Origin of the sequence: Nannocystis exedens, assembly GCF_002343915.1 — a bacterium.
Classification (GTDB): Bacteria; Myxococcota_A; Polyangia; order Nannocystales; family Nannocystaceae; genus Nannocystis; species Nannocystis exedens.
Map to the genome: position 1 here is coordinate 4696874 of NZ_NETK01000001.1, position 24561 is coordinate 4721434.

General features: G+C 72.7%; 22 protein-coding genes. 10 read left to right on the forward strand and 12 right to left on the reverse strand.

Annotation, left to right across the window (positions count from 1 at the left end; all coding sequences use genetic code 11):
- Positions 1-18: 18 nt before the first annotated feature.
- Both NAEX_RS18465 and NAEX_RS18470 read right to left on the reverse strand, forming a co-directional pair.
- On the reverse strand, positions 19-702 hold the full coding sequence (locus tag NAEX_RS18465) for a DUF4956 domain-containing protein (protein WP_096328798.1): 684 nt from the start codon (positions 700-702) through the stop codon (positions 19-21).
- Entirely contained in the window at positions 699-1472 is a 774-nt protein-coding gene (locus tag NAEX_RS18470) for a polyphosphate polymerase domain-containing protein (RefSeq protein WP_170135816.1), read from the reverse strand. Before NAEX_RS18470 ends, NAEX_RS18465 begins: the two co-directional genes overlap by 4 nt.
- 602 nt (positions 1473-2074) lie before the next feature.
- Between NAEX_RS18470 and NAEX_RS18475 the strand changes: the two genes are divergently transcribed.
- Entirely contained in the window at positions 2075-3481 is a 1407-nt protein-coding gene (locus tag NAEX_RS18475) for a CotH kinase family protein (RefSeq protein ID WP_096328800.1), read from the forward strand.
- A gap of 31 nt (positions 3482-3512) precedes the next feature.
- On the opposite strand, the gene NAEX_RS18480 is transcribed toward NAEX_RS18475, so the two are convergent.
- The 3 genes from NAEX_RS18480 to NAEX_RS18490 form a co-directional block, all read right to left on the reverse strand.
- Positions 3513-3986: a hypothetical protein gene (locus tag NAEX_RS18480; protein ID WP_143140901.1), complete on the reverse strand. Its 474-nt coding sequence runs from the start codon at positions 3984-3986 to the stop codon at positions 3513-3515.
- A gap of 276 nt (positions 3987-4262) precedes the next feature.
- Positions 4263-5330, reverse strand: coding sequence for an ATP-binding protein (locus tag NAEX_RS18485; protein WP_096328802.1), 1068 nt, complete (start codon positions 5328-5330; stop codon positions 4263-4265).
- Positions 5327-6457: an alpha/beta fold hydrolase gene (locus NAEX_RS18490; RefSeq protein ID WP_096328803.1), complete on the reverse strand. Its 1131-nt coding sequence runs from the start codon at positions 6455-6457 to the stop codon at positions 5327-5329. The genes NAEX_RS18485 and NAEX_RS18490 overlap by 4 nt, the downstream gene beginning before the upstream one ends.
- Positions 6458-6533: 76 nt before the next feature.
- On the opposite strand from NAEX_RS18490, the gene NAEX_RS18495 reads away from it, so the two are divergent.
- The gene (locus NAEX_RS18495) at positions 6534-8075 is read left to right on the forward strand and encodes a hypothetical protein (protein ID WP_096328804.1); all 1542 of its coding nucleotides are present in this window, start codon (positions 6534-6536) and stop codon (positions 8073-8075) included.
- Positions 8076-8135: 60 nt separating this feature from the next.
- Here NAEX_RS18495 and NAEX_RS18500 read toward each other — a convergent pair whose 3' ends face one another.
- Both NAEX_RS18500 and NAEX_RS18505 read right to left on the reverse strand, forming a co-directional pair.
- Positions 8136-9464: an ArsB/NhaD family transporter gene (locus NAEX_RS18500; protein ID WP_096328805.1), complete on the reverse strand. Its 1329-nt coding sequence runs from the start codon at positions 9462-9464 to the stop codon at positions 8136-8138.
- A gap of 234 nt (positions 9465-9698) precedes the next feature.
- The gene (locus tag NAEX_RS18505) at positions 9699-10013 is read right to left on the reverse strand and encodes a hypothetical protein (protein ID WP_096328806.1); all 315 of its coding nucleotides are present in this window, start codon (positions 10011-10013) and stop codon (positions 9699-9701) included.
- 718 nt (positions 10014-10731) lie between these two features.
- Between NAEX_RS18505 and NAEX_RS18515 the strand changes: the two genes are divergently transcribed.
- The 5 genes from NAEX_RS18515 to NAEX_RS50395 all read left to right on the forward strand — a co-directional run bounded on the left by NAEX_RS18515 (position 10732) and on the right by NAEX_RS50395 (position 16367).
- Positions 10732-11355 (forward strand): RNA polymerase sigma factor, encoded by a 624-nt coding sequence (locus NAEX_RS18515; RefSeq protein ID WP_096328808.1) that lies wholly within the window; start codon positions 10732-10734, stop codon positions 11353-11355.
- Positions 11352-12614 carry a tetratricopeptide repeat protein gene (locus NAEX_RS18520; protein ID WP_096328809.1) on the forward strand — a complete coding sequence of 421 codons (1263 nt, stop codon included), beginning with the start codon at positions 11352-11354 and terminating at the stop codon, positions 12612-12614. The genes NAEX_RS18515 and NAEX_RS18520 overlap by 4 nt, the downstream gene beginning before the upstream one ends.
- 366 nt (positions 12615-12980) lie before the next feature.
- Positions 12981-13895, forward strand: coding sequence for a hypothetical protein (locus tag NAEX_RS18525; protein WP_143140898.1), 915 nt, complete (start codon positions 12981-12983; stop codon positions 13893-13895).
- Positions 13896-13995: 100 nt separating this feature from the next.
- Positions 13996-14940 carry a hypothetical protein gene (locus NAEX_RS18530; RefSeq protein ID WP_096328811.1) on the forward strand — a complete coding sequence of 315 codons (945 nt, stop codon included), beginning with the start codon at positions 13996-13998 and terminating at the stop codon, positions 14938-14940.
- A 194-nt stretch (positions 14941-15134) separates the two neighbouring features.
- Positions 15135-16367, forward strand: a complete 1233-nt coding sequence (locus NAEX_RS50395; protein ID WP_096328812.1) for a hypothetical protein — start codon at positions 15135-15137, stop codon at positions 16365-16367.
- Positions 16368-16374: 7 nt separating this feature from the next.
- On the opposite strand, the gene NAEX_RS18540 is transcribed toward NAEX_RS50395, so the two are convergent.
- Positions 16375-16914, reverse strand: coding sequence for a DUF1697 domain-containing protein (locus NAEX_RS18540; protein ID WP_170135817.1), 540 nt, complete (start codon positions 16912-16914; stop codon positions 16375-16377).
- Between the two features lie 524 nt (positions 16915-17438).
- On the opposite strand from NAEX_RS18540, the gene NAEX_RS18545 reads away from it, so the two are divergent.
- A complete protein-coding gene (locus NAEX_RS18545) occupies positions 17439-18401 on the forward strand; it encodes an AEC family transporter (protein WP_096328814.1) in 963 nt (320 codons plus the stop codon).
- Between the two features lie 232 nt (positions 18402-18633).
- Here the strand turns inward: NAEX_RS18545 and NAEX_RS18550 are convergent, their stop codons facing one another.
- Genes NAEX_RS18550 through NAEX_RS18560 form a run of 3 tightly spaced genes read right to left on the reverse strand, consistent with a single transcriptional unit; the run spans position 18634 to position 20962 of the window.
- Positions 18634-19773 carry an RNA ligase gene (locus tag NAEX_RS18550; RefSeq protein ID WP_096328815.1) on the reverse strand — a complete coding sequence of 380 codons (1140 nt, stop codon included), beginning with the start codon at positions 19771-19773 and terminating at the stop codon, positions 18634-18636.
- Positions 19774-19826: 53 nt separating this feature from the next.
- On the reverse strand, positions 19827-20417 hold the full coding sequence (locus tag NAEX_RS18555) for a hypothetical protein (protein ID WP_096328816.1): 591 nt from the start codon (positions 20415-20417) through the stop codon (positions 19827-19829).
- Positions 20417-20962: an RNA polymerase sigma factor gene (locus tag NAEX_RS18560; protein ID WP_096328817.1), complete on the reverse strand. Its 546-nt coding sequence runs from the start codon at positions 20960-20962 to the stop codon at positions 20417-20419. The genes NAEX_RS18555 and NAEX_RS18560 overlap by 1 nt, the downstream gene beginning before the upstream one ends.
- A 918-nt stretch (positions 20963-21880) precedes the next feature.
- Between NAEX_RS18560 and NAEX_RS50400 the strand changes: the two genes are divergently transcribed.
- The gene (locus NAEX_RS50400; protein ID WP_170135818.1) at positions 21881-22486 is read left to right on the forward strand and encodes a hypothetical protein; all 606 of its coding nucleotides are present in this window, start codon (positions 21881-21883) and stop codon (positions 22484-22486) included.
- A 64-nt stretch (positions 22487-22550) separates the two neighbouring features.
- Here NAEX_RS50400 and NAEX_RS18570 read toward each other — a convergent pair whose 3' ends face one another.
- Positions 22551-23633 (reverse strand): CE1 family esterase, encoded by a 1083-nt coding sequence (locus NAEX_RS18570; RefSeq protein ID WP_096328819.1) that lies wholly within the window; start codon positions 23631-23633, stop codon positions 22551-22553.
- Between the two features lie 83 nt (positions 23634-23716).
- On the opposite strand from NAEX_RS18570, the gene NAEX_RS18575 reads away from it, so the two are divergent.
- Complete coding sequence (locus NAEX_RS18575) at positions 23717-24547, forward strand: TIGR02452 family protein (protein ID WP_211302429.1); 831 nt, start codon at positions 23717-23719, stop codon at positions 24545-24547.
- Positions 24548-24561 lie beyond the last annotated feature (14 nt).

Sequence of the window (24561 nt, forward strand, 5' to 3'; positions counted from 1 at the left end):
ATACCCGGTCATCATTGCTCAGATCTCCACCGTCGGCTCTTGCAGCAGCAACGAAACGTCCTGGACCCCCGGCAGCTCCTCGAGCGCGCGCACCAGCGCCGCGCGGTGCCGTGGGTCGCCCAGCCTCACCTGATAGGCGTGCTCCATCGCCTCGCCCTGGGCCACCTCGCGCAGCGTCACGAGCGCGAGGAAGCGGCTGTACTGGCGCAGCAGCTTCATCACCGGCGCCTCGTCGGCGCCGATCGGCAGCTGGAAGCGCAGCAGCCCGTCGAAGCGGCGCTGGCTGCCGAATTCCGACAGCGTCAGCAGCCAGACCGCGAGGCAGAACAGCGCCGTGCCGCACAGCGCCGCCGCGTGGGCGCCGAGCCCGGCGGCGATGCCGGTGCCGAGCCCCGCGAACACGAAGATCATGTCGCGAGGGTCGCGCAGCGCGGTGCGGAAGCGGACGATCGCCAGGCCGCCGGCGATGCCGAGGCCGGCGGCGATGCTGCCACCGATCGCCAGCATCAACATACAGGCGATGATGCTGCCGAGCACGATCGCGTGGACCAGCCCCTGCGAATAAGACATCCCGCGGAATGTCCACACATAGACCGCGCCGAGCACCTGCGTCAGGCCGAAGGCCAGCAGCAGCGCCAGCGCGGCGCTCTTGAGCGCGAACGGCTCGGCGTCGCCGGCCAGGAACACGTCGACCGGGTTCATCGCCAACCTCCCGCGAACCGGCAGGTCCGCGCGTCCATCGCCCCGTAGAACGCCTTGATCGAGGTGCCGTACTTCGAGAACGAGCGCCGCGTCAGGTCGAGCCGCTCGACGATGCTGTGCAGCCAGAGCGGGACCTGCGTCGTGAACTTGAGCTCGAGCACGATCAGCGACTCGGGCGACTTCATCGTCACCCCGTCGTCGAGCGCCCGCCAGTTGCGGGGCGGCGCCGTGAACGTCCACTGGTCCATCGCCTGCGCGCGGATCCGCGTGTCCATCGTCACCCGCACGTAGTCGTCGACGCGGCTGAAGTACGGCTCGCGGTCGTAGCGGACCAGCGTGAACGGTCGCAGGTGCAGCGTCCGCGTCAGCGCCAGGAAGCGCTCGACGGCGGCCCGGTCCTTGCCGGCGACCTCGGCGGGGATCGGCGCCGCGGGGTCCGCCAGCAGCTGCGACCAGCACGCGCGCGGCACCCGGCCGCGGGTCTTCGTGATGACGTCGTTGATGCGGCGCTTGACCTCGAGGAACACCGGGCTGCCCGGCGAATCGGCGTAGCCGCGCACGCGCACCTTGATCCGGTCGACCTGCTCGTGCTCGTTGGCCCAGTAGAGCCCCATCAGCGGCGAGTCGAGGTACAGGCTCTCGATCGTGTAGCGCCCGCCCGGGCTGCGGGCGGCGTACGGATCGATGTCACAGAACGGCCGGATCGCCGCGCGCAGCCGCGCCGCGGTCGCGTCGTCTATCAAGTATTTGTACTCACGCCTCTCGATCACGTTTGCCGTTACCACGGACATGACACATCGCCCTCCGTCGTCGCCGCGCCCAACGGCGCCTGGTTGTGATGAATCGCCGCAGCGATCGTTCGGGCCGGGATGCCCGCCATTTCACATCCGTCCATCCTAGGACCGCCCGTGCCCCGAGACCGTGAGCTCGAGCATTGTCGGGCCCGTTCGGGCGGCGCACCCGGGCGGCGACCCGCTCCACGGCGTCGTCCGCGGTCGCATCGATTCCCCGCGCAGCGCCCGCCCCGTCCGCCCCTCGCCGGCCCCTCTCGCGGCGTGGCCAATGTCGCTACTGCGGCGCTGTCGTGCGCCTCGGCCCCGGCGATCACTCCATCGCCGAAAACCGCCGCGACGGCCGCCACAGCGGCTGCCCCGCCGGTTTTCGTCGCTGTCGCCCGGTGACGCGGACCACGGCGGTCGGGCGGCCCCCTACGTGACGCACTCGACACACACTCGACGTACTCCTGGCGCGCTGTGGGCAATGGGTCTACGCTTCAATCGTCCCCCGCGTCCAGCGTGTCGAGTGTATAGACCTGCAGTTCCGTGACGCGCCGCCCTTGAACCGCGGGCCTCGCTCTGTACATTTACCGAGCATGCGCTGTTATTGGACGACCTTCCTCGCTATCATCACAATCAGTGGATGTCCTGGTTCTGACACTGCCTCCGGCACGGGGACCGGCGGCGCCGACGAGGGCGACGGCACCGCCGGCTCGACCCAGCCGTCGGGCACCGACACCATCACCGCGGGCGCTCCTCCGACCACCGGCGACGGCGGCAGCGAGACCACCGGCGCGCCCGATCCCACGGCCGGCACCACCGGCGACCCGCCGGCGACCACGACCGGCGACGAGACCACCGGCGCCGTCGACCCGCCGGCGTGGGCGCCGAAGGGCTGCCCGGAGATCTACGCGCAGGACATCCTGCCGACCTTCGAGATCGAGCTGGACCCGGAGGAGCTGGCGGGCCTCAAGGCCGAGTGGGAGGCCGGCGACGACGACAACACGCCCGACCACCCGGTCAAGCAATTCAAGTACCAGGACGAGATCATCACCTACGCCTCGATCCGCCTGCGCGGCAACTCGACCTGGTGGCCGGGGCAGAACAAGATGCAGTTCGAGATCGGCTTCAACACCTACGACAAGAAGGGCCGGTTCCGCGGGCTGAAGAAGATCCTGTTCGACGCCGCCGAGTACAACCGCGCCTTCTTGCGCGACCGCATGGCGATGCACATCTTCCGCGACCTCGGCCTGCCCGCGCCCTGCGCCAACAACGCCCGCCTGATGCTCAACGGCGAGTACTACGGCCTGTTCACCAGCATCGAGAAGGTCGACAGCGAGTTCCTCGAGCGCGTGTTCGAGTTCCCCGACGGCAACCTCTACAAGAAGGGCGGCGACTGGGAGAAGAAGACCAACGAGGAAAACCCCGACATGAGCGACATCGAGGCGCTCGACGACGCCGACGACCTCGCCGACCTGGTCCCGCTCCTCAACATCGACCAGGCCGTGCTCGAGTGGGCCGCCGAGGCCGTCATGCCCGACAACGACGGCGCCTGGGCCGGCGGCCTCAACCTCTACATGTACAACGACCCCAAGACCGGCTTCAACGTCATCCCCTGGGACAAGGACGCCACCTTCGACCGCGTCGAGCCCAACGTCGACCCGTACACCTACACCAAACCCAACGACAAGGGCCGCCCGCTCTACGACATCGTCACCCACGACCCGGAGTGGTTCGACAAGTACATCGCCGCGCTCGCCCACGTCCGCAAGGTGGCCTACGACGTGAACGTGCTGCACGCCCGCATGGACGCCTGGTCGGCGCAGATCGAGGAGGCCGCGCTGGCCGACGTGAACAAGCCGTTCACCAACAAGGAGTACTACAAGGGCGTCGAGACGATGCGCGAGTTCATCGCCGACCGCGCCGCGTTCGTCGACGTCTGGCTGGCGTGCTGGCAGAACGGCGGCACGAAGAGCGGCGGCGGCCAGTGCATCCCGCCGTGATCGAAAGCCGCGAGGGCCCCCGGCGCCGTCCTCAATCGAGGCACGACGCCACCGCGCAGACGACGGCCCCGGCACACAGGACGCTCTCGCCGTAGCAGGCGACGACCGCCGGCGCGAACCCGGTGGCCGCCAGCGTACACGTCACGGCCGCCTTCCCGCAGACCATCGCCTGGGTCTTCATGCTCTGCCCTATCGCGGACGTGCGAGGGGGCGGGACATCGATCTCGACCACGAGGTCGAGGTGCTCGACCCGCACCGGATCGCCTCGCTCGCCCGAGTCGGAGAGCGCGGGCACCGACGAACCGACCGCGACCGGATGCCCCCGCTCTGCGGCCGCTTCGCGGACCCGCGCGACGAGCGGAGCGCACCAGTCCGCGCCGACGATCAGCGCGTCGGTCGGCGTGGCATCCGGCGCAGCAGTCACGGCCGTGGTGGCAGGGCAGATCATCACGACCGCCAGGACGCCGACGAGCGACCGGGGACGGAAGAATGGAATGGCTCTCATCGCGGTCAGCGTGCGCAACCGCCCCCGCCAGGCAAACCGCGACCCATGGCGGCACCCTCGCCCTCCCGCGGACTCGGCAGAACGCCAGCGGCCGCCGCGCGAGCAACCGGACGACCTCGCGCCACCGACGAACGGCGGAGTCGCCGACCGACGAAACGGCACCCCGCTCACCGGCCGCTCGCCACCTGCTCGACCCCCGCGAGCGGACGGCCTGATGTTCGCCAAACGCGTCGATCACCCTGCCCGCATATCTCAACCAAATTTCGAGACGCTCGCTCACGCCTCGAGCCCACGCGCCCGGATGCGCGCCGCGGCCTCCGGATAGCGCTCCGCCCACGCCCGCAGTGCTGTCATCGTCACCGCTTGGACCGCGGGCCGCACCGCCGGCGTGACGAGCTTGTCGCGGATCGGGCTACCCCACTGGACATCCGCGAGCACGACCACCACCGCGGCCGAAAGCCCGACGCGCCGGGCCGCCGCCCCGCGTCGCGGGAAGAAGCTGCGCAGCCCGTCGAGCACGCCTTCGCGGTGGACCCCTTCGGCGGCGCGCCCGAGGTTGACGAAGCTCTGGACCGTCGCCTCGCGCGTCGACCCCTCGCCCCACACCAGCGCGACCTCGACGTCGATCGGCTCCTCGAGACCGCCCACGACGGCGCGGTGGTGCGCCACGCCGCCGATCGTCGCGGGGGCGTGCAGTCGCGCCAATTCGGGGAGCCCGCGCCCGTGGTGCTCCCGCTCGCCCATCCACGAGATCCGGAGCTGCGGCAGCAAGAACGACAGGTCCGTCAAGCGATGCTGCAGGTCCTCCCGCGGCACGCAGACCGAGCTGAAGATCTGTGGATCGGCGCGGATACGAATGCACGTCCCCGACGACCGATCCGTCGCCTCGACGCGCATCGCCGTCAGCGGCACGCCGCGGCAATAGCAGGCCGTCGCCTGGCGCCCCGCATGCACGGTGACGATTTCGAGTCGCTCGGCGACCGCATTGGCGACGGCGAGGCCGATCCCACCGAACCCGAGGTGAACGTGCGGGCGATGCCCGTCGACCGTCGGCAGCTCGAAGCGTCGCTCGAGGATGTCGCGCAGCGACGGACGATCCTTCGCGCCGTCGGCGGCGATTCCCGGTCCGTCGTCGCTCACCACGAGCGTCTCGTCGCCTTCCACGCCGACGTCGAGCCGCGAGAGCCGACCGGCCAGCGCCTGGTCGACCGCGTTGGCGACCAGCTCGAGCGCGACGTGCAGCACCCCGCTGCCGTCGTGCACGCCGCCGACGTACATCCCCGGCCGCTTGCGCACCCATCCCAGCAGCGTCTCCGGCTCACCTGCCTCGTCCACGAGGATCACTCATGCCAGTCGATCGCCACCGGCTCGAACCACTGCGGCGGATAGCCGTAGTCCTCGCCGCACTCGTCGATCACCCCGAACTCGCGCGGGCTCACCCCGGTGACCTCGTAGGTCGAGCCGACGATCAGGCTCGCGCACGCGGACTCGGCCTCCGGGTCCCAGCGCAGCGCCCCCGTCGTCGCGTCGGGCACGAACACCTCGCTGTTGCGCACGCACCTCACGCGCACGCGCTCGAGCGCCGGCAGGCGCAGCACCTCGCGCAGCTCGGCCAGGCGGGCCGCCGCGATCGCTCGCCAGTCGGTATAGCCGAGCATCTCGAGCACGCAGGCCGCGAACACCCGCGGGCGGTTCAGCGGCAGCAGCGCGTCGCAGTCGTCCTCGCCGCGGAAGCCCGCCGTCGGGCAGCGCTCGACCCAGCGGTCGGCGATCCGGAACACCGGCCGCACGCTCATGCCGCCGAGCAGGATGTGCACCTCCGGGCGCAGCTCGCCGAGCCGCTCGAGCAGCTCGTCCTCGGTGCCCGCGAGCAGCTCGTCGGCCAGCGGCCCCGGCGCGCTCAGCAGCATTTCACGAATGTCCGATCGGACATGGTCGAAAGCGCACGTGATGCCGCGGTGCCCCGTCTGCAGCGACCACACCCCGCGCTGCGTCGTCGCCCGCCAGAACACCGCGCGGCTGCGGCGGTGCTCGCCGGCGGCCGCCCACGCCAGCGAGCGCCGCAGGTGTCGCAGCCTGCGCGCCCGCGGCGGACCCGCGCCCAGCGTCGGCTCGAACAGCACCAGCTGGCGCACCAGCTCCGGCCGCCGCAGGGCCGCGTGGATCGCCGCCGCGCCGCCGCTCCCCCACGCCACCACCTCCGCCGCCTCGCCCATGCTCTCGATCACCGCGATCAGGTCGTCCCCATGGGTCGCCCACCACCGCTGCGGCGCCACCTTCCCGCGGCTGTCGCCCCAGCCGCGGCGGTCGTAGGTAACGACGCGGAGGTGCCGCGCGAGTTGCTCGGCCGTCGCCGCGAACCCGCGCCGCGTCATCCCGGTCGGGTGTACCAGCACCACTGGCTCGCCCTGTCCGCGCGATTCGCCGACCAGCGCGACGCCGTCGGGCCGCCTGAGGGACCACGAGCGCACACGTCATGGTCGCACGAGTTCGCCCACCCGTCAGCCCCCGATCGGCGCCGCTCGCCCGGCTGGTACCATCCCACGCATGAACTCGCTCGCGCGCCCTTGCTCTTTCGCCCTCGCGCTCGCGCTCGTGAGCGCCTGTCCGGGCGATCCCGCGACCACCAGCGACGGCGACCCGGCGAGCTCGACCGGCGCGACGGCAGCGGACTCGACCACGACCGGCGGCGGCGGGGCCGCGACCACTGTCGCCGAGCCGACCGCCACCGCCGAGCCGACGACCTCGAGCGCCACCACCACCACGACCGGCGACACCACCACCACCAGCGGCCCCGAAGAAGCCGGCCTGTGGCTGGTGCCGCTCGTCAGCCCCGAGGGCGCGAGCGCGCACAGCGTCGACATCGCCGAGCAGGGCGACGTCGTCGTCGCCGGCGTGTTCGGCGGCACGCTCGAGCTCGGCGGCGAGGTCCTTACCAGCGCCGGCGGCCTCGACCTGTTCGTCGCCCGCTGGACGGCCGCGGGCGAGCTCCTGTGGGCGCGCCGGTTCGGCGGCCCCGGCGACGAGCACGAGACCTCGGTGAGCGTCGGCAGCGACGACCGCCTCCTGCTCGTCGCCGAGTTCAGCGACACCCTCGAGCTGCCCGGCCTGGCGCCGCTCGTCTCGCTCGGCCTGAGCGACATCCTCGTGCTGCAGTTGACCGCTGACGGCGCCCCCGAGTGGGCCCGCGGCTTCGGGGGCCCCGGCCTCGAGCTCGCGCCGCGCGCCGTCGTCGACGGCGCCGGCGACATCATCCTCTCCGCCGCCTTCGAGGCCACCATCGACCTCGGCGGCGGCCCCCTCGCCGCCGCCGACGCCCGCGACCTCCTGCTCGCCAAGCTCGACGCGAGCGGCTTCCACCTGTGGTCGAAGGCCTTCGGCAACTTCGCCGACGCCGCCGCCCACGACCTCTCCGTCGCCGACGACGGCGACATCGCCGTCGCCGGCTGGTTCGCCAACGCGATCGACCTCGGCGGCGGCCCCTTCCTCGATGGCGGCGCCTACCTGGCCGTGTTCGACGGCGACAGCGGCGAGCACCGCTGGTCGAAGCAGCTCGGCAGCGGCAACTCGGCCGGCTGCGGCGCTCGCTTCGCGGCCGACGGCGGCGTCCTGCTGTCGGGGTGGTTCCAGGGCAGCATCGACTTCGGCACCGGCCCGGCCCTCGCCACCGACGAGGACGCCGACTACTTCGCCGCCCGCTACACCGCCGACGGCGATCTCGCGTGGGCCGGCGCGCACGGCGGCCCCAAGGTCGACTCCGGCTGCGGCGTCGCCGTCGGCCCCGGCCCGGGCTGGGTCCTCGGCGGCACCTTCAGCCAGCAGATCGAATTCGGCGGCGAGCTCCTGACCAAAAAGACAGCTCCGTGCGCCTTCCTGGCCAGCCTCGACGACCACGGCGATCACCGCTGGTCGCTGCCGCTGTGCGCCGGCGGCGGCGGCGGCGTCGATCGGATCGCCGCCTATCCCGAAGGACACGTCGTGTTCCTCGCCCGCTTCGCCGGTCCCGTCGACCTGTTCGGCCAGTCGCTCGACGCCCCTGCGCCCTACGGCCTCGTCGCCCACGTCCCGGCCCACCTGCTCGAACCCTGATCGCGACCGCGGCCGCACCCACCCGGGCGCGGCCGCGTCGCTCGCCTCGCGCGAGAACTTTCAGACCAGGAACCAGAAGTACAGGTACGCGTGGGCGACCGCGATGCTGCCGAGCATCAGCGGGAACGCCAGCTTGGTGTACGTCAGGAACTTGAAGTGGACGCCCTCGCGCTCGGCCAGGCCGGCCACCGTCAGGTTGGCGCTGGCGCCGACGAGCGTGCCGTTGCCGCCGAGGCACGCGCCGAGCGACAGGGCCCACCACAGCGGCATCACGCCCTCGGTGCCGCCCATCGCCGGGGTCATGCTCTTGATCAGCGGGATCATGGTGGCGACGAACGGGATGTTGTCGATGATGGCCGACAGCACCGCCGAGGCCCAGAGGATCACGACCGCGGTGACGTTGCGGTCGCCGCCGGTCACGTCGACGAGCCCGTGGGCGAGGTGGTCGAGCAGCCCGGCGTGCTCGACGCCGGCGACGACCATGAACAGGCCGACGAAGAAGAAGATCGTGACCCACTCGACCTCGCCGAAGATGTCCTGCACGCGGTGCGACTGGTCGGCGCCCGGGTGCTTGCGGACGTAGAGGAACATCAGCACCGCCGCGCCGAACATGGCGATCGTGCCCGGCTCGAGCCCGGTCTCACGCGCGGTCACGAAGCCGGCCAGCACCGCGAACATCACCCCGAGCGAGCTGACCAGAAGGCCAGGGTCCTTGATCGCCTCGGCCGGCTCGAGCGCCATGATCTTGCGCTGCGCCTCCGGGTTGGCGCGCAGGTTCTTGCCCCAAAGCGCGTGCAGCGCCAGCACCTGCAGCGCGATCAGCACGCCGACCACCGGCGCCAGGTTCTGCACGAAGTCGTTGAACGACAGCCCCGTCGCCGAGCCGATGAGGATGTTCGGCGGGTCGCCGATCAGCGTCGCCGTGCCGCCGATGTTGGACGCGAAGATCTCCGCGAACAGGAACGGGTAGGCCGGCACGTCGAGCTCGCGCGCCACCAGCAGCGTGACCGGCGTGATCAGCAGCACCGTCGTCACGTTGTCGAGCAGCGCCGACAACACCGCCGTCACCAGCGTCAGCATGATGAGCAGCTTCCACGGCACGCCGCCGGCCTTGCGCGCCGACCAGAACGCGATGTACTGGAAGATGCCGCTCTTCCGCGTGATGTTGACGAGGATCATCATCCCCGTCAAAAGCGCGATGGTGTTGAAGTCGACGCCGTGGATGGCCTGCTCCTGCGTGAGCACGCCGAGGCTGATCATCAGACCGGCGCCGAGCAGCGCGACCACGGCGCGATTGATCTTCTCCGACATGATCGCGGCGTAGGTGAGGACGAGCAGCGCGGTGGCCAGCCAGAGGGGATCGAGGCCGAAGATCACGTGTTCGGGCATGGGAAAGATGTCTCGTGGGTCATGATGCAAGAGCCAGCTCACGCCGAGCTCTTGCCTGCGCGGCGGGGCTTAGCCCAAGCGATTCGCGCTTGCTATCACCCGAACAGTGAGTCTACGCGGCGCGGTCTGCGATGACCTGCAATCAATGCACAGCGAGCTCGACCGCGATCGCAAAATGGCCCGACGTCGCGTGCAACATCGGCCCGTGGCCCCACGGGGTCGACGACCCAATCGTCAGTCTGCCCCGGCGACGAATGCGGGGTCGATGCGCTGCGAAGGGTCGTACGCACGGGAGCGCCGTCGCTGTCGCTGCGCCACGCGCCCCGCGAGCACGAACGCGTCGTCGAACCGCGGACCGGCGCCGGCCTCGCCTCCGGTGAGGATCGGCCACGCCTGGTCATCTGTCCGCATTCTGAAGTCGCCGACGAGAATCACCGGCAGCTCCGACGCTCGCGGCGCAGTCCGCTCGAGCACCGGCGAGTCGTCGTCGAAGCGCGGGGTGACGAATGGAAATTCAGGTTCGTCGGCGATCGCGCGCAGGCGGCCCACGTGACCATCCGCGCGAACCGAGGGCGCGGAAACCCGGCGGAGTACGGCACGTCGGCGTCGGCGACGGCCGCTCGACGTCGGTGAACCAGTCGCTGCGGCCGAAGATCGCCGCGTCGCCGTCATCGAGGCGCATGTCGTCGGGCCTGGCCGACCAGACGCTCGTGTCGTTCGGCGCGACCTGCTCGCCGAAGAACAAGCTCCCGCCCCTCGAACGGGTCCGGGTCGCGGCGGCTGTTCGTGTCGCCCGTGGACGGCACGCTCGCGTCCCAGCGCTCAGAAAAACTCGCGCGTGTTGCCGGCGCCCATGACGTTGAGGGGTCATCGCCATCCGCGGCCCGAGCGGCGGCGCCTCGGCCCCCGTCGTGCCCGTGCTCGCCTCCAGGGTCATCGCCGCATCCGGCGAGCAGCGCGAGCGCGCCGGCAATCGCGACCGGCGGCATCGAACGGGTGACGGACCGGCGGACCGGCGCGGATGGAAGCTCTCCGGGCCCGGGCGATTGCCACTTCCCCGCGGCTTCTGGCGCCGCGACAGTCCGGCCGCCGCCTCGGCCGCGATCGGCAACGACCCCCGCGCGCCCCGCCCTGCCGTTCGCGGCAACGGTGGCCAAGGCTGCACAGGACCAGCCGAACGCGGCAAACCGCGCCCGTTCGCGGCATCGGCGCAGGTCCGAATCTATTCTGAGCCGTCGGCCCTGGCTCGTGCGACCTCTGGACCCGGATGTCCCTGCGAGTCCTCCGCAGCGAGCACGAGCCCGAACGGCGGGGAGCGGCCGACGCCGCGACGGCGCTGCTCGAGCTCGCGCACGCCGGCGATCCGCGCACCGGCGCGGCCCTGTTCGACCTCGTGGGGGCGCAGGTCAACCGGCTCGTGTGGCGCGTGCTCGGGGCCGACGAGGACCACGACGACCTCGTGCAGCAGGTCTTCGTCGCCCTCCTCGCCGGCCTGAAGCGCGTCCGCGAACCCGAGGCCCTGCACGGCTGGGTCGCCGCCGTCACCGTCAACACCGTGCGCAGCGAGATTCGCCGTCGCCGGGTGCGGCGATTGTTCGGCATGCAGGCGGCCGCCGCCGAGCAGGTTCACACCCCGACCGCCTCGCACGAGGCGCGCGAGCTGCTCGAGCGGACCTACGGCGTGCTCGCCCGCCTCCCCGCCGACGAGCGGATCGCCTTCGCCCTCCGCTTCATCGACGAGCAGCCGCTCGGCGACGTCGCCGCCGCCTGCGACTGCTCGCTCGCCACCGTCAAGCGCCGGCTGTCCGCGGCCCAGGCGCGCTTCCGCCGGCTCGCCGAGCGCGACCCGATGCTCGCCGAACACCTGCGCGAACTCGAGGGGAAGCGATGACCGACCCCGTGCAGCGCCTCGCCCGCGAGGTCGCCCGCAACCTCGGCGACGGCCCCGGCCCGGTCCGCCGCGAGCGCCAGCGGGCCGCGGTCGCCCGCCTCACCCGCGCCCCGAGCGTCCGCCGCGAGCGCACCACCTGGTGGCTCGTGCCCCTGGCCGCAGCTGTCCTTTTGGCCATGTTCCTCGCCCGCCCCGCGACCTTGACCGCGCCGCTCACGGTGACCGTCGCCCAGCAGGCCGTCATGGTCGGCACCCGGCTGGCCGCCCCCGAGCGCGAGGCCCTGGTCCTCGACTTCCCCGACGACGACCGCGCCGAGCTGGCCGCCCGCGCCGCCGCTCGCCTCACCCGCGCCGAGCCCGCCCACGTCGAGCTGGCCCTCGAGCGCGGCGCCGTCACCCTCCGCGTCCGGCCCGTCCCCGGCCGCGCGTGGTCGGTGACCGCCGGCCCCTTCACCGTCGCGCTGACCGACGCCGACGTCACCGCCGCGTGGAGCCCCGAGACCGGCACCTTCCGCGTCGACGTCGCGCGAGGCAGCGTCGACGTCGCCGACGCCGCCGGCACCACGCGAGTCGGCCCCGGTCAGCGCCTCGAGCTGCGCGATTCCGCGATCGTCGCCGCGGCGAACGATCCACCGGCCACGCGCTCCGGCCTCCCACCGATCGCGACCGCCCCGCGAACATCGGACCTCGGCGCCGAGGCGCGGACCGCCGACGCCGCCTCCTCGACCGCGCCCGACACCTCACTCTCCGCCGACGCCCGCCCGAGCCCCTCCTCGAGCTCCCATTCGCCACCCTCGCCCCGCTCCGCCGGCGGCCCGTCCTCAGCCGATTCGCCGCCGTCGTCCCGCTCCGCCGAAGCCCGTGCGAGCACCTCTGCCGCGAATCCGTCCTTTCCCGCGTGGATCGCCCTGGCCGAGGCCGGTGATTGCGCCGCCGCCCTCGCTGCCGCCGAGCGCGAGGGCCTCTCGCAATTGCACCGCACGCTGGCCGCCGACCGCCTCGATTTGCTGGCCCACTGCGCCCGCGTCACCCGCGACGCCGCGCACGCGCGCGAGGCCCTGCTCGCCCTCCGCCGGCGCTTTCCGACCGACCCGCGCGCCCGCACGGCCGCCTTCCTGCTCGGCCGCGTCGCCCTCGACCTCGACCGCGACCCGGCCGCCGCCGCCGATTGGTTCAATAAGTACCTGTCCGAAGCGCCAGATGGTGCATTGGCCGCCGACGCCCGCCGCCGCCTCGAAGAGCTCGGCGTGCAGCATTGACAAGACCTCGTCCGCTGGCCCGAGCGTCGCCCGACCCATCGGCGAGCGGCCGAACATTCGCTCGACGCCCCGCGAAGAGCGACCCCCCACATTCGTTCCGCGGCTCCGCCGGGCCCGCTGCGCGGCGTTCACGCTCCTCCCGCGGCGCCGACGTTCGACGCCTCGCGTCCTGCAGCGCCTGCCCCGCAATCACCGGACGAGCTCGCCCGCCCGGGGGCTCGGGCTCGCCGCGGCTCGCACTCCTCGCGACCCGCAGCATGGGCTTTCGGACCGCGCTCGTCCCGCCTCGCCGGCGACGACAAAAGCGTGAGCCGTCGATCCGGCCACCCGCGACTCCAGGGCATGCCGACATTCCTGCACTCTCCCTTGCCCCTCGCGCTCGTCCTCGCCATCGGCGGCTGCGACATCCTCGACCCGATCATCACCACCGGTGTCACCTCCGAGACCGGCCCCTGGGTGACCTCGACCGGCACCAGCGACTCGGCCACCACCCTCAGCGACACCTCGACCGTCACCACCGACGACCCGGGCGGCACCACCGACGGGGCCACCACCCTCAGCGACACCTCGACCGTCACCACCGACAGCCCCGACCCGAGCGGCGCGGTGTTCATCGTCCCGCCCGACGATCCGCCCGCGCAATGCGACGTGTGGACGCAGAACTGCCCTGCCGGCGAGAAGTGCGCCGCCGAGGGGCCTCCGCCGGTGAGCTCCGGAAGCATCGCCTGCACCCCGATCGTCCCCGACCCCGCGCAGCTCGGCGAGCCCTGCCAGGTGCTCGTCGAGGGCCACCTCGGCCCCGACACCTGCGACGTCGGCCTGTATTGCCTCGACGTCGACCCCGTCACGCAGCAAGGCACCTGCCACGCGATCTGCACCGGCAGCCCCGACAACCCGGTCTGCGGCGCCGGCCAGGTGTGCCTGACCTCCAACGAGGTCCCGCTGTGCCTCGAGGCCTGCGACCCGCTGCTCGAGACTTGCCCGGACGACGACGTGTGCATCCCGCTCTACCCCGGGTTCGCCTGCTGGCGCGACACCGATCCGCCGAAGGGGCCGCTGGAGAGCTGCGATCTCGTCAACCAGTGCGACGACGGCCTGTTCTGCAGCACCACCCAGGGCGCCGTCGAGTGCGACCCTGACGGCGCCGGCTGCTGCCTCGCCTACTGCGACCTCAGCGCCCCCGGCACTTGCCCCGGCGTCGGCCAGGAGTGCCTGCCGTACTTCGCCCCCGGCGACCTCCCGCCCGGGCTGGAGCACGTCGGCGCCTGCGTCCTGCCCTGACGATCGCAATTTCCCCGCCGCGGCCGCGCCCTCACGCCCGGCCGCGAGCGGGCCGAATTTTGCTGAGCCGCCCGCCCCGCCTCGCGCGACCTTTCTCCGCATGCGTCGAGCGCTCCTCCTCGCCATCACGCTCACCGGTTGCGGCCCGGGAGTCCTCGACCCGATCCTCACCACCACGATCGGCTTCGACACCTCGGGCCCGGCCGACACCACCGCGCTCGACACCGCAGGTCCGCCGCCCGAGGCCACCTCCGGCGCCTCGATGTCCTCGACCTCCGGCCCCTCGGCCTCGAGCAGCGCCCCCGACACCTCCATCACCACCGGCATCCCCGACGACTGCACCTTCGTCTGCCTCCCCACCACCGGCGAGGACGGCAGCTTCATCATGCCCCCCGTCGACGTGAAGTGCGACGTATGGGCCCAGGATTGCCCCGCCGGCCAGAAATGCGCCGTCGCCGGGCCGCCGCCGCTGGACACCGACAGCATCGCCTGCACCACCCTCGTCCCCGAGCCCGATCAGCTCGGCGAGCCGTGTCAGGTGCTCGTCGAGGGGCACCTCGGGCCCGACACCTGCGACCTCGGCCTCTATTGCCACGACGTCGATCCGCGGAGTCAGAAGGGCACCTGCATCCCGCTCTGCACCGGCGACCTCGACGACCCCACCTGTCCTCTCGGCCAGGTGTGCATGGACCTCGCCCTGCCGCTGTGCCTCGCCGCCTGCGACCCGCTGCTGCCGACCTGCCCGGCCGGCGAATCCTGCGCGCCGCTCTCGTCCGGGTTCGGGTGCTGGCCCGACAGCGGTTCGCCGAAGCGAGGGCTGTTCGAGGTGTGCGAATCCTTCGACCAGTGCGCGGACGGCCTGTTCTGCGACGACCCCGCGGGCGCCGGCGAGTGCGACCTCGACGAGCTCGGCTGCTGCCTCCCCCTCTGCGACCTGAATTCTCCCGACACCTGCCCCGGGCTCGAGCTGCACTGCCAACCCTTCTACCAGGACGGCCCGCCCCCGGCCGGGCTGGAGCACCTCGGGGTGTGCTCCCTCCCGTGACGGCGACCGGGGCGCCCGCGAAACCTTGAAGCGAGCTCTGCGCATAAACCTTTGAACATGTTCTTATAAACATGTTCGTTCGGCCACCCGCGTGTGCCGCGGGTTCGTCGCGTCGACGCGCCGCGAGCGGGTCCGATCGAGCTCCGCGACCGCCTGTCGCCGATCGGCCGGGCATCGGGCATCCTTGTCGCGCGATGGCTCGCCGCGCCGCATGTCTGCTCGCCGCCACGGTCTGGCTCCTCGGCGGCGGCCCTGCCTCCGCCGCCACCGTCGTCCTGGTCCACGCCCCCGACGCCCGCTGGCGGCTCGCCGAGCTGCGCGTCCGCGACGAGCTGCGCGCGCTCGGCATGACCGTCACCGACGCCGGCGCGCGCGGCCGCGACGACGGCGCCATGGCGACGCTGCTGGCCGAGCACGCCGCCGCCGCGGCCGTGCAGATCTCCCGCGACCACGAGCGCGCCGACGTCACGCTCTGGCTCGTCGATCCTGCTGCGACCGCGCCGCGCCGCCTCGAGTTCGCGGTCGACGACAGCCGTCACCCCGGCCTCGTCGCCCTCCGCGCCGCCGAGTTGGTCCACACCGAGACCCGGGCCCGCCCCGAGCTCGAGCCGGTCGCCGTCACCGCCACGCCCGCCGCTCCGCTGGTCCCGCTGGCCCCGTGGGCCGTCGCCGCGCCCGCGAGCGCGACCTCGCCACAACCCTCGCCCTCCGCCTCGCGGCCGGCATCGAGCGCCTCGCTCCCGCTCGACTCGACCTCAACTCCGCCCACCCCCTCGGCCCCGGTTCCCCCGCCCGGACCCCCGCCGCAGCCGCGCCCGCAGACGCCCGCCGTGCCGGCGCTCGCCGAGTTCGTGGACGACCTCCCGCCGACCTCGCCCGTCCCCCCTGCTGCGCCCGTGCGACATCACGGTCTGCTCGTCGCCGCCAGCCTCGGCGGCGGTCCCGGAGGCGCCGGCGTCCTCACGGGTCTCGACCTCGCCGGCTGGCGCGAGCTCACTCCTCGCCTCGAATTCAGCGGCGGCCTCACCGCGCTCGTGACGCCCGGCTGGCGCGACGACCTCCGCGGATCGATCTTGCTCGGCCTCGTCGGCGGCCGCGCGCAGCTCGGTCTGCGCCGGCAGCTCGGCTCGCGCACCGTGTTGCGCCTCGGCTTCGGCGGCGGTCTCGCCCTCGGCTGGGCCGTCGGACGGGCCACCAGCCCCTACCGCAGCGCCAGCGACGTTCGACCGATCGGCATGCTCTCGGCCACCCTCACCCTGGCCGTGCGACTGGGCCCGCGGCTGTCCGCCCACGCCGGCGCCGTGCTCGACCTCCTGCTCCCGCCGCTCAGCATCCGCAGCGGCGGCGTCGAGGCCTTCCGGATCGGCGTGCCCCTGCTGCGCGGCGTCCTCGGCCTCGCCTGGGACTGGCCGCTGCCTCGCCGTTGACCGCGGATCAGACCCCGGCCATCGCGGCCAGCTGCAGGACCGTCCGCCAGTTGCGGGCCGTGAGCGGCGATCCGACCAGCCGATCGATCAGCGCCGGCGACCACCTGGTACCCCCGATCCCGTTCGGGTAGTGGAACCAAAGCACCTCGCCCGCGACCACCGCTCGCTCGCCCGCCGTCGCGCGCTCCTGCAGCTTCGCCGCCGCGTCGGCCTTCGGCGGCTGCTTCGGCACCCCCAGCAGCACGTGGTTGGCCTCCGCCTGGGCCTCCGCCCGCAACGGGTTGCCCGCCACGATCTGCCCCCACTGGGCGGCCGTGCGCACCATGACGTCGACCTGCAGCCCGAACACCCGCACGATGCCCTGCTCGAGCGCCGCCGCGTGAGCCGCCGCCGGGCCGCTCGCCGTGAACACCACGTTGCCGCTCTGGATGTACGTCTGCACCGCGGCGAACCCGAGCTCGCTGCCCAGCGCCCGCAGCCCGGCCATCGGCAGCTTGCGCGTGCTGCCGACATTGATGCCGCGGAGGAGCGCGATGAACGTGGTCATGTCGCGCTCGATGGTGCGTGCGCCGGCCCGGGGCTGGCAAGTCCGAAGCAACGGCGCGCTGTACATGGCCGATCGGTCATGTGCTCGTCGCGGCCGCGTCACCGACCCGCGCCGCCTCGAGGGCCTGCGCTGCGGCACGACCTTCGGCACCACCGCCTTCGACGGCGGGTGGGACGACCGCACCCGCCCCGGCCTCGCCGACGTGGCCGCGATCGAGGCCCGCGCCTCGCGCTGGTGCTCGCCGGGCGAGGGCGCCGCGAACAGAAGACCGCGAGCCGGTCGGTCACCAGGAGAACCGCGAGCAAGACGGCCGCGAGCTGGAACGCCGCGAGCTCACGGGCGAATCGTCCCGCAGGAGCCGACGGCGGACACCTGTCCTTTTCGCCACCTCCCCGTCATTCGGCCGACGGAGGCCCACGGTCCGTCACCTTCGCCGTAGCCCGCAGACGGCCCCCTGCAGTTCGCCGCCTTCGCCGTCCGTCGACGCAGACAGCGCCCGCGATTGCGACTACAACAGTCTCGCCGTGCCGACCGGCGACGTCCTCCCCCTCCTGATCGCCCTGTTCGGGCTCGTCGCCGTCGGCCAGCTGCTGCGGCTCACGGGGGCCGTGCCGACCAGCGCGCCGGACGTGCTCGCGCGCGTCATCCTGCAGGTCACGATGCCGGCGTTGATCGTCGTCATCCTCGCCGACGCGCGCTTCGAGCCCGCGCTGGTGCCGGCGGTGCTCGCATGCACCGTCGCCCTGTTCAGCGCCTGCGCTCTCGGCGTCGTGCTCATGCGCCTGCGCGGCGCCTCGCGGCCGGCCCAGGGCGCGGCCGGCGTCACCGCGGCCTTCGCCAACACCGCCTTCCTCGGCGTCCCGTTCGTCCTGGCCGTGTTCCCCGGCTCGCGTGGGGCCGCCACCGCCGCGGTGATCATCGACACCGTCGACACCACCATCCTCCTGCTCACCTTCGGCGTCGCCTTCGCCGGCGCCATGGCGCGGCCGCGGGCTCCCGTACACAGCCCGCGGGTCCCGCGGCTCCTCCGCGCCGGCGGCTCCTTGCTGCGCCAGCCGATGATCGTCGCCGTCCTCGTCGGCCTCGCGCTCGCCGTCGCCGGCATCGCCCTCCCGGCCGCGCTCGCGCGCCCGCTCGCCCAGGTCGGACAGACCACCGCCGTCCTCGCCTTCCTCACCATCGGCCTCGGCCTCGACCTCCGCTCGCTGCGCGGCCAGACCGTCCCGCTCGCCGGCATCGCCGCGATCAAACTGCTCGTCGCCCCGGCGATCGCCTGCCTCGTCCTGCTCCTCCTCGACGTCCGCGGCGACGTCGCCCGCACCGCCGTCCTGCAGGCCGCCATGCCGACCGCCGTGGTCTCGGCGATCATCGCCACCGACGCCGGCTGCGACGCCCAGCTCGCCGCCGCCGCCTCCGTCGTCACCACCCTGCTGTCGCTCGCCACCCTCCCGCTCGTCCTCACCTGCCTGCAGGCGATCGGCCTGTAACCCTCCAAGGACATGTTTTGAGGGGCATGTCCTCTCAAGCATGCCCGAAAGCGCATGTCCTGAAGCGCATGCCGCGACCCGGCCGGGCCGAGCCTTTCGCCGACGAGCGCGAGGCGCCGCCTTCCGGGATCCTGCCCTCTCAAACATGCTCGATAGAGCATGTCCCCGAGCGCATCCATCGCCCCCGACCGGCCGCACCGAGCCGCCCGCGCGAGGCGCGAGCGGGCCGGGCTCACGCGTCGTCGACCGGCCCGCGGGCGCGCGGTTCGAGCGGCACGCCGAGCTCGCGGCTGAGCTCGCCGAGGCGCAGCAGCTTCTCCAGGTTCTGCAGCGACATCTCCGCGAACACGGCCGCGATCGACGGCGCCTTGCCCTTGCGGACCGCGAACAGGAGCGAGTGGTAGGGCAGGTCGCGGACCGACTGCCCGAACGCGCGGTCGTCGGCGAGCTCCTTGCCGCGCTCCAGCGCCGCCTCGGCCTCCGCGCGGAGGGCGAAGAAGCGGTCGCGCACGGCTCGCCAGGCCGGGCGGGCCTCCGGGAAGTACGCCAGGAACTCGTCGCTCTCGTTCGTGCGGACCACCTCGAGCAGGTGGCGGAGGTTGGTCGCGCCGCGCATGTGGTGCAGCGCCACGAACGCCGGCGACTTGATCTTCACCCGGTGGAAGCGGGCGTCGCGGGCGACCAGCCCCTCGTGGCGGGCCGGGTCGAGCTCGCGGGCGAGCTGCAGCGCCTGCTTGAGCTCGGACACCGCGTGCGTCGGCACCAGCTCCCACCCGTACGCGCGCGCGAACGGGTGGGGCTCGACCTCCTGCATCGTCGTCAGGTCGCGGGCCCCGTGCAGGAGCAGGCGCGGTGCGGCGTGGCGGATCAGCACCGGATCGCTCGGCAGGCACAGCTCGAACATGAAGCAGTGGTCGGCGCGGTCGGGCAGCGCGTAGCCGCCCGCGCGGAACACCCGCCAAAAGGCCTCCGCCACGCTGCACCCGGCCCCGCGCAGCTGCCCCTGCGCGTCGGGCAGCGACGCGCTCGCCACGTGCCAGGCCCCGCGGTACGCGTACAGCGTGCACAGCGTCCCGTCGATCTTCTCGAACACGCGCGCCGTGCTCCAGTCGATCGGCGCCGCGTGCCCCTCGTGGGCGTTGAAGAACTTGTCGTACGGGTACGCCACCGGGCGGAAGCCGTCGGCCTCGTCGACCACCAGGCCGCGACACTGGCGGGCCACCGGGTCGCCCATCGGCGTCTCGATCATGTCGTACTTGAGCAGGACCAGCTGCGGGTGCTCGCGGTGCCGGCGGGTCTGCAGCGCGAGGCGCCGCGCCAGCCCGTCGAGCCCCTCGCTGCGGAGCGCGCGGACAACGTCGATATCGGACATAAGGCCGCGCAACTTGCCAGAGGGTCCGGCGATTCGCAAGACCCCTCCCCGGACTATGCACAATCGCCGTCCCGCCCGCGAACGCTCGCCGTCAGCTCCAGCACCTGCAGCTGCAGCGCGAGCATGTGCTCGCGTCCGCGCAGCCCCTCCTGCTCGATCGCGTGCATCAGCAGCACCACCGCCGCCGTCACCAGCAGCGCCAGCGACATCGCCAGCAGCCCCGGCGACGCCGGGCCCGGCGACGCGGCGGCCAGCGCCGCCACCATCAGCACCGCGACCAGGGTGAAGCCGAAGGCCATCCGCGCCGCTGCCCCGCGGTCGCGCCGGCGATGCACCGCCCCGCGCCGCAGCACGCCCACGGCCCACAGCGACCAGCTCGCCCCGAAGCCCGCGCACAGCGTCAGCGCAGCGCGGGTCAGCGGCGCCAGCGTGGCCGGCTCGCTCACCACCAGCGCCGCGCACACGCCCGCGCCCGCCAGCCCCGCCGTCGCCACCGCCGCGTGCAGCAGCCGCTGCGGCGGCGACAGCGGGCGCACCAGCATCGCTTCCACCTGCAGGCGATGCCGCTCGCGCAGCGCCGCCGTCGTGTGCGTCTGCTCGAGCTCGAGCAGCCGGTCCGAGAACCTGTCCGAACGGTCAGTCATCACTCCTCTCCTTCCAGCACGGCCCGCAGGGCCCGTCGCGCCTTGAACAGCCGGGACTTCACCGTGCCCGGCGGGATCGCCAGGACCGCGGCGATCTCGGCGATCGAAAGGTCAGCCAAGAAACACAGCGTGAGCACCTCGCGGTCGACCGGCGGCAGGCGGGCCAGCCCGGCGTAGACCTGCTCCGCGTCGGCCCAGCGGCCCAGCGGATCGGCCTCGTCGATCGGCTCCGGCGCCTCGCCGGCGACCCGCTCGCGTTCGGCGTAGCGCTCGCGCAGGTGGGTCATCAGCGTGTTGCGGGCGATCGTGTACAGCCACTGCGGCAGGCACTGCGGCTCGCGCAGCCGATCGATCCGCGACAGCACCGCCACCCACACCTCCTGCATCACCTGCCACGCCTCCTCCTCGTCGACGAGCATCCGCCGCACGTAGAAGAACAGCCGCGGCTCCCACGCCCGCACCAGCTCGGCCAGCGCGTCGGGCTCCCCCCGCCGGCAGCGGAGCGCCAGCAGCTCGTGACGAATGCGGTTGGTCTCGCGGCTCATCGGTGCTTCCACCCGTACAGTCGGGGCCGGGGCCGCGCCGGTTCACGCGGACGCGCAATTTTTCGCCGGCCGGCCGCGGGCGCCCGGACTCGGGCCTCGCCCGCGAGCTCCACGCCCGGTCCCTTCGCCGCTGCGGAGGCCATGACGACCCGGAGCATCGCCACGGATCGCGCGACGGCGGCCTGACCTCGCGCTCGCGTCCTGCCGTCGGGCACCTCCCTCTCCGTGATTTTGCCCGTCCCTCCGGCGACCCGCCACGACTCGAGCGACGGCCGGGCCGAGCTCGGCCCCACGGCGACCTCCGGGCGGGACCTCCCAGGCGCGGGGCGCCGAGCCTGCTCCCCGCGCCATGACTCTTCAGACATATAATCATAGTTTCACGGCGCGCCGGTCGCCGCGCGGCGGGTGCGATGAATGTCCCACACGCAAACACTCGCGGCCCGCCGCGGCCTCGTGTGGGCGACGGCCGATATGTACAGACCGGCGAATGACGCGAGGCGCCGAGATCGGCCCGGTCGTGCGCGGCGGGCTCCGGGGCCGCCGCGGGCGCGCCGCTTGTCCAATGAATCCGCCCAGTTCCTGCCCCTGCGGCCGGCGGCGGACCGGACGCGGCCTGCGGCGCGCTCTCCGATCCGGCCGGCGCGGCGGGCGGCTCGGATGCTCCACTATGTATATTGTGTAGCGCGTTACATCCCGCGGGGCCGACGGTCGCAATTCGCCGCTGCGCGGGCTCGTCCCGCGATCGGGGGACAACCGCGATTTCGCCGGTGTATTCGCGGCCGCGGGCGGCGGCGAGGGGCCCGCGCGGCCGTTCCTGGCCACAATTCGCGATTGCTCGCCCGCGCGACGCAATCATCCTTCGAGTCGGGAGCGGCGGAGGGATCGACTCGCCGTCCTCCGGAAGAAAGGATTGCTACCATGTCTCGCAACATTCTCATGTTGGCCCCTGCGCTCGCGTTCGCACTGCCGTTCGTCACCTCCCAGCCGACGATGGCGCGTCCCCTCGCCACCCAGGCCCCGGAGACTCTGTGGGACGACCGCGACGGCGACCGCGACGACGACGACAGCGACGACGACGACGACGGCGGCGGCGACGAATTCATCGCCCTGCAGGTCTGCTTCGAGGCGCAGCTCGTGCTCGCCCAGGAGGACCGCTCCTACTCGTGCGACCTCGTCGAGGGCCCGCAGTGCCTGTCGAATTGCACCGCCGAGGCGGTCGCGCCGCTGTGCCAGTCGGAGATCGCCAGCCGCGCCCGCGGTGGCGACTTCGCCACCTGCGTCGACGAGCGCCTGGCGACGTGCCGCAGCCAATGTGAGACCGGCGGCGCCGCCTTCTGCCACGCCGACAACGACCTCAAGGCCCGCGACGGCGACCACGACGACGACGACAACGACCACCACGAGGACGACGACGACGACGACGACGACATCGCAGAGAACATCGACATCCACGAGGAGGACGGCTTCATCTTCATCGACGTGGAGATCTGCCTCGACCTGGTGATCGAGTCCGACGACATCTGACGCGCAGCGCCCGCCCCACGGCCGCGATCGGCGCCTCGCCGGTCGCGGCCCCTTCGCGTCGTCGTCACAGGCTCTGCACGAACTCCCAGATCTGCTGCCCGCCGAACAGCGGCCACCCGTGCGTCGTGCCGTCGTAGCCGCCCTCGCTGTGCTCGCACCACACGACCGGCAAACCGACGTCGCAGGCCTGATACGCCGCGCAGCCGTGGCTCTCCGGCTCTGCCTCGACCGCCGCGTGGACGTCGGCGATCGGCGGCGCCGTCTCGTCGCTGCAGCCGTTGCGCTCGCGCCAGAAGTCGCGCGCCTCCTCGCCGTTGCCGAACGGCACGTGGACGTCGGCGATCCCGTGGATCACGAGCGCCGCGACCCGGTCGACGCAATCCTCCTTCTCCGGCAGGTAGCCGGCCACCGGCGCGACCGCCAGCAGCCGGTCGCCGAACCGGCAGCCGAGGATGTTGACGAAGTGCGCGCCCGAGCTGGTGCCGGCCGCGAACACGCGGGCCTCGTCGACGCAGTAATTGTTCACCAGCTGCTCGAGCACTTTTTCAAAGAACTCGGCGTTGATCTCGCGCTCCCCGTCGCCCTCCCAGCCGGTCCCGCCGAGCGACGTCATGTACACCAGGATCGCGTGATCGCCCATCGCCGCCTGGAACCCGGCGCAGTCGCCGTCCTGACAATTGGGCCCGGTGCGGTTGCGGCCGTGGAACGCGAACCCGAGCGGGTACGGCGAATTCGGGTCGTAGTCGGGCGGCAGCGACACGATGTACTGCCCTGATTGATCTTGCACCGCGATCGTCAGGCCCCCGCTCGCAGGATTCATCACACCACAGCCCGCGCTGCCGAGCGCGCCCGTCGTGCCCCCCGTGGTGCTCGCGTCGGTGGTCGTCGGCTCGCCGGTCGTCGGCGTCCCGGTCGTCGGCGCCGCCGTCGTGCCCGTGCTCGTGCTCGCCGGCGGCTCGGCGGTCGTTCCGCCGGTGGTCGTCGCGTCGCTCGCCGCCTCGCCGGTGGTCGCCGGCGGGTCCGTCGTCGCCATCGTGGTCGTCGCGCCGGTGGCGTCGGTGCTGCCGTCGCCGCCGCCCGAACAGCCGCCGATCGATCCGGCCGCCAGCCACGCCGCCCACGAGAAATTCCCTAATCCGCGGATCATGCGGCACGCTACCAAATCCGCCGAATCACCGGGGCGCGTTCTCGATCGTCGACGCGCGGCGGCCGATCGGTGATCCTCGCGACATGCGCGACCCTCGCGAGATCTGCCGGTCCGACGCCGCGGCCATGGGGGCGGAGGCCCTGAAGGTCTGTCGCGCCGGCAGATACACCGCTCCGTCGGGCCGGGTCGTCGAGCTGGCCGACGCGATCGCGCGGGCGATCGCCGGCACCGTCGACATTCCCCCCGCGCTCGCCCTCGGCCTCGCCCCCGGCGGTCGCCGGTCGACGCGCATCGAGGTCGTCAATGACAGCACTCTGGTCGCCGCGCGCCGGCTGCACGACGCCGGCCTCGACGTCGTCGCCCTCAACTTCGCCTCCGCGCGCCGGCCGGGCGGCGGGTTCCTCTCGGGCGCGCGGGCCCAGGAGGAGTCACTGTGCCGCGCCTCGGCGCTGTACGTGTGCCTCGAAGGCCGGGCGATGTACGGCGACCACGGCGGCTGGCACGACGCGATGCACGGCCACGGCATGATCTACTCGCCGGCGGTCCCGGTGTTCCGCGGCGACGACGGCCCGCTGCTCGAGGCGCCCTGGCCGTGCGGCTTCATCACCGCCGCCGCGCCGAACCGCAACGCCCTGCGCCGCCACGCGCCCGAGCGCGAGCCCGAGCTGCCGCGGGTGTTCGCCGGCCGGATCGCCCGCGTGCTCGCCCTCGCCGCCCGCCACGGCCACGACGGCGTCGTCCTCGGCGCCTGGGGCTGCGGCGCGTTCGGCTGCGACCCCGAGCTCGTCGCCGACCAGTTCCACGCCGCCCTCACCGGCCCCTTCCGCGGCGCCTTCGAGCGCGTCGTGTTCGCCGTCCTCGACACCAGCCTCGAGCAGCGCACCCTCGGCCCGTTCGCCCGCCGCTTCGTCTGACCTTCAAGACATGT

What these genes read in the sequence shown, in the direction of transcription:
- NAEX_RS18480 (WP_143140901.1), bottom strand. Translation starts at nt 3,986, where the DNA reads ATGAGAGCCATTCCATTCTTCCGTCCCCGGTCGCTCGTCGGCGTCCTG.
- NAEX_RS18570 (WP_096328819.1), bottom strand. Translation starts at nt 23,633, where the DNA reads ATGATCCGCGGATTAGGGAATTTCTCGTGGGCGGCGTGGCTGGCGGCC.
- NAEX_RS50395 (WP_096328812.1), top strand. Translation starts at nt 15,135, where the DNA reads ATGGCTCGCCGCGCCGCATGTCTGCTCGCCGCCACGGTCTGGCTCCTC.
- NAEX_RS18515 (WP_096328808.1), top strand. Translation starts at nt 10,732, where the DNA reads ATGTCCCTGCGAGTCCTCCGCAGCGAGCACGAGCCCGAACGGCGGGGA.
- NAEX_RS18530 (WP_096328811.1), top strand. Translation starts at nt 13,996, where the DNA reads ATGCGTCGAGCGCTCCTCCTCGCCATCACGCTCACCGGTTGCGGCCCG.
- NAEX_RS18540 (WP_170135817.1), bottom strand. Translation starts at nt 16,914, where the DNA reads ATGACCACGTTCATCGCGCTCCTCCGCGGCATCAATGTCGGCAGCACG.
- NAEX_RS50400 (WP_170135818.1), top strand. Translation starts at nt 21,881, where the DNA reads ATGTCTCGCAACATTCTCATGTTGGCCCCTGCGCTCGCGTTCGCACTG.
- NAEX_RS18475 (WP_096328800.1), top strand. Translation starts at nt 2,075, where the DNA reads ATGCGCTGTTATTGGACGACCTTCCTCGCTATCATCACAATCAGTGGA.
- NAEX_RS18465 (WP_096328798.1), bottom strand. Translation starts at nt 702, where the DNA reads ATGAACCCGGTCGACGTGTTCCTGGCCGGCGACGCCGAGCCGTTCGCG.
- NAEX_RS18500 (WP_096328805.1), bottom strand. Translation starts at nt 9,464, where the DNA reads ATGCCCGAACACGTGATCTTCGGCCTCGATCCCCTCTGGCTGGCCACC.
- NAEX_RS18575 (WP_211302429.1), top strand. Translation starts at nt 23,717, where the DNA reads ATGCGCGACCCTCGCGAGATCTGCCGGTCCGACGCCGCGGCCATGGGG.
- NAEX_RS18520 (WP_096328809.1), top strand. Translation starts at nt 11,352, where the DNA reads ATGACCGACCCCGTGCAGCGCCTCGCCCGCGAGGTCGCCCGCAACCTC.
- NAEX_RS18560 (WP_096328817.1), bottom strand. Translation starts at nt 20,962, where the DNA reads ATGAGCCGCGAGACCAACCGCATTCGTCACGAGCTGCTGGCGCTCCGC.
- NAEX_RS18495 (WP_096328804.1), top strand. Translation starts at nt 6,534, where the DNA reads ATGAACTCGCTCGCGCGCCCTTGCTCTTTCGCCCTCGCGCTCGCGCTC.
- NAEX_RS18550 (WP_096328815.1), bottom strand. Translation starts at nt 19,773, where the DNA reads ATGTCCGATATCGACGTTGTCCGCGCGCTCCGCAGCGAGGGGCTCGAC.
- NAEX_RS18555 (WP_096328816.1), bottom strand. Translation starts at nt 20,417, where the DNA reads ATGACTGACCGTTCGGACAGGTTCTCGGACCGGCTGCTCGAGCTCGAG.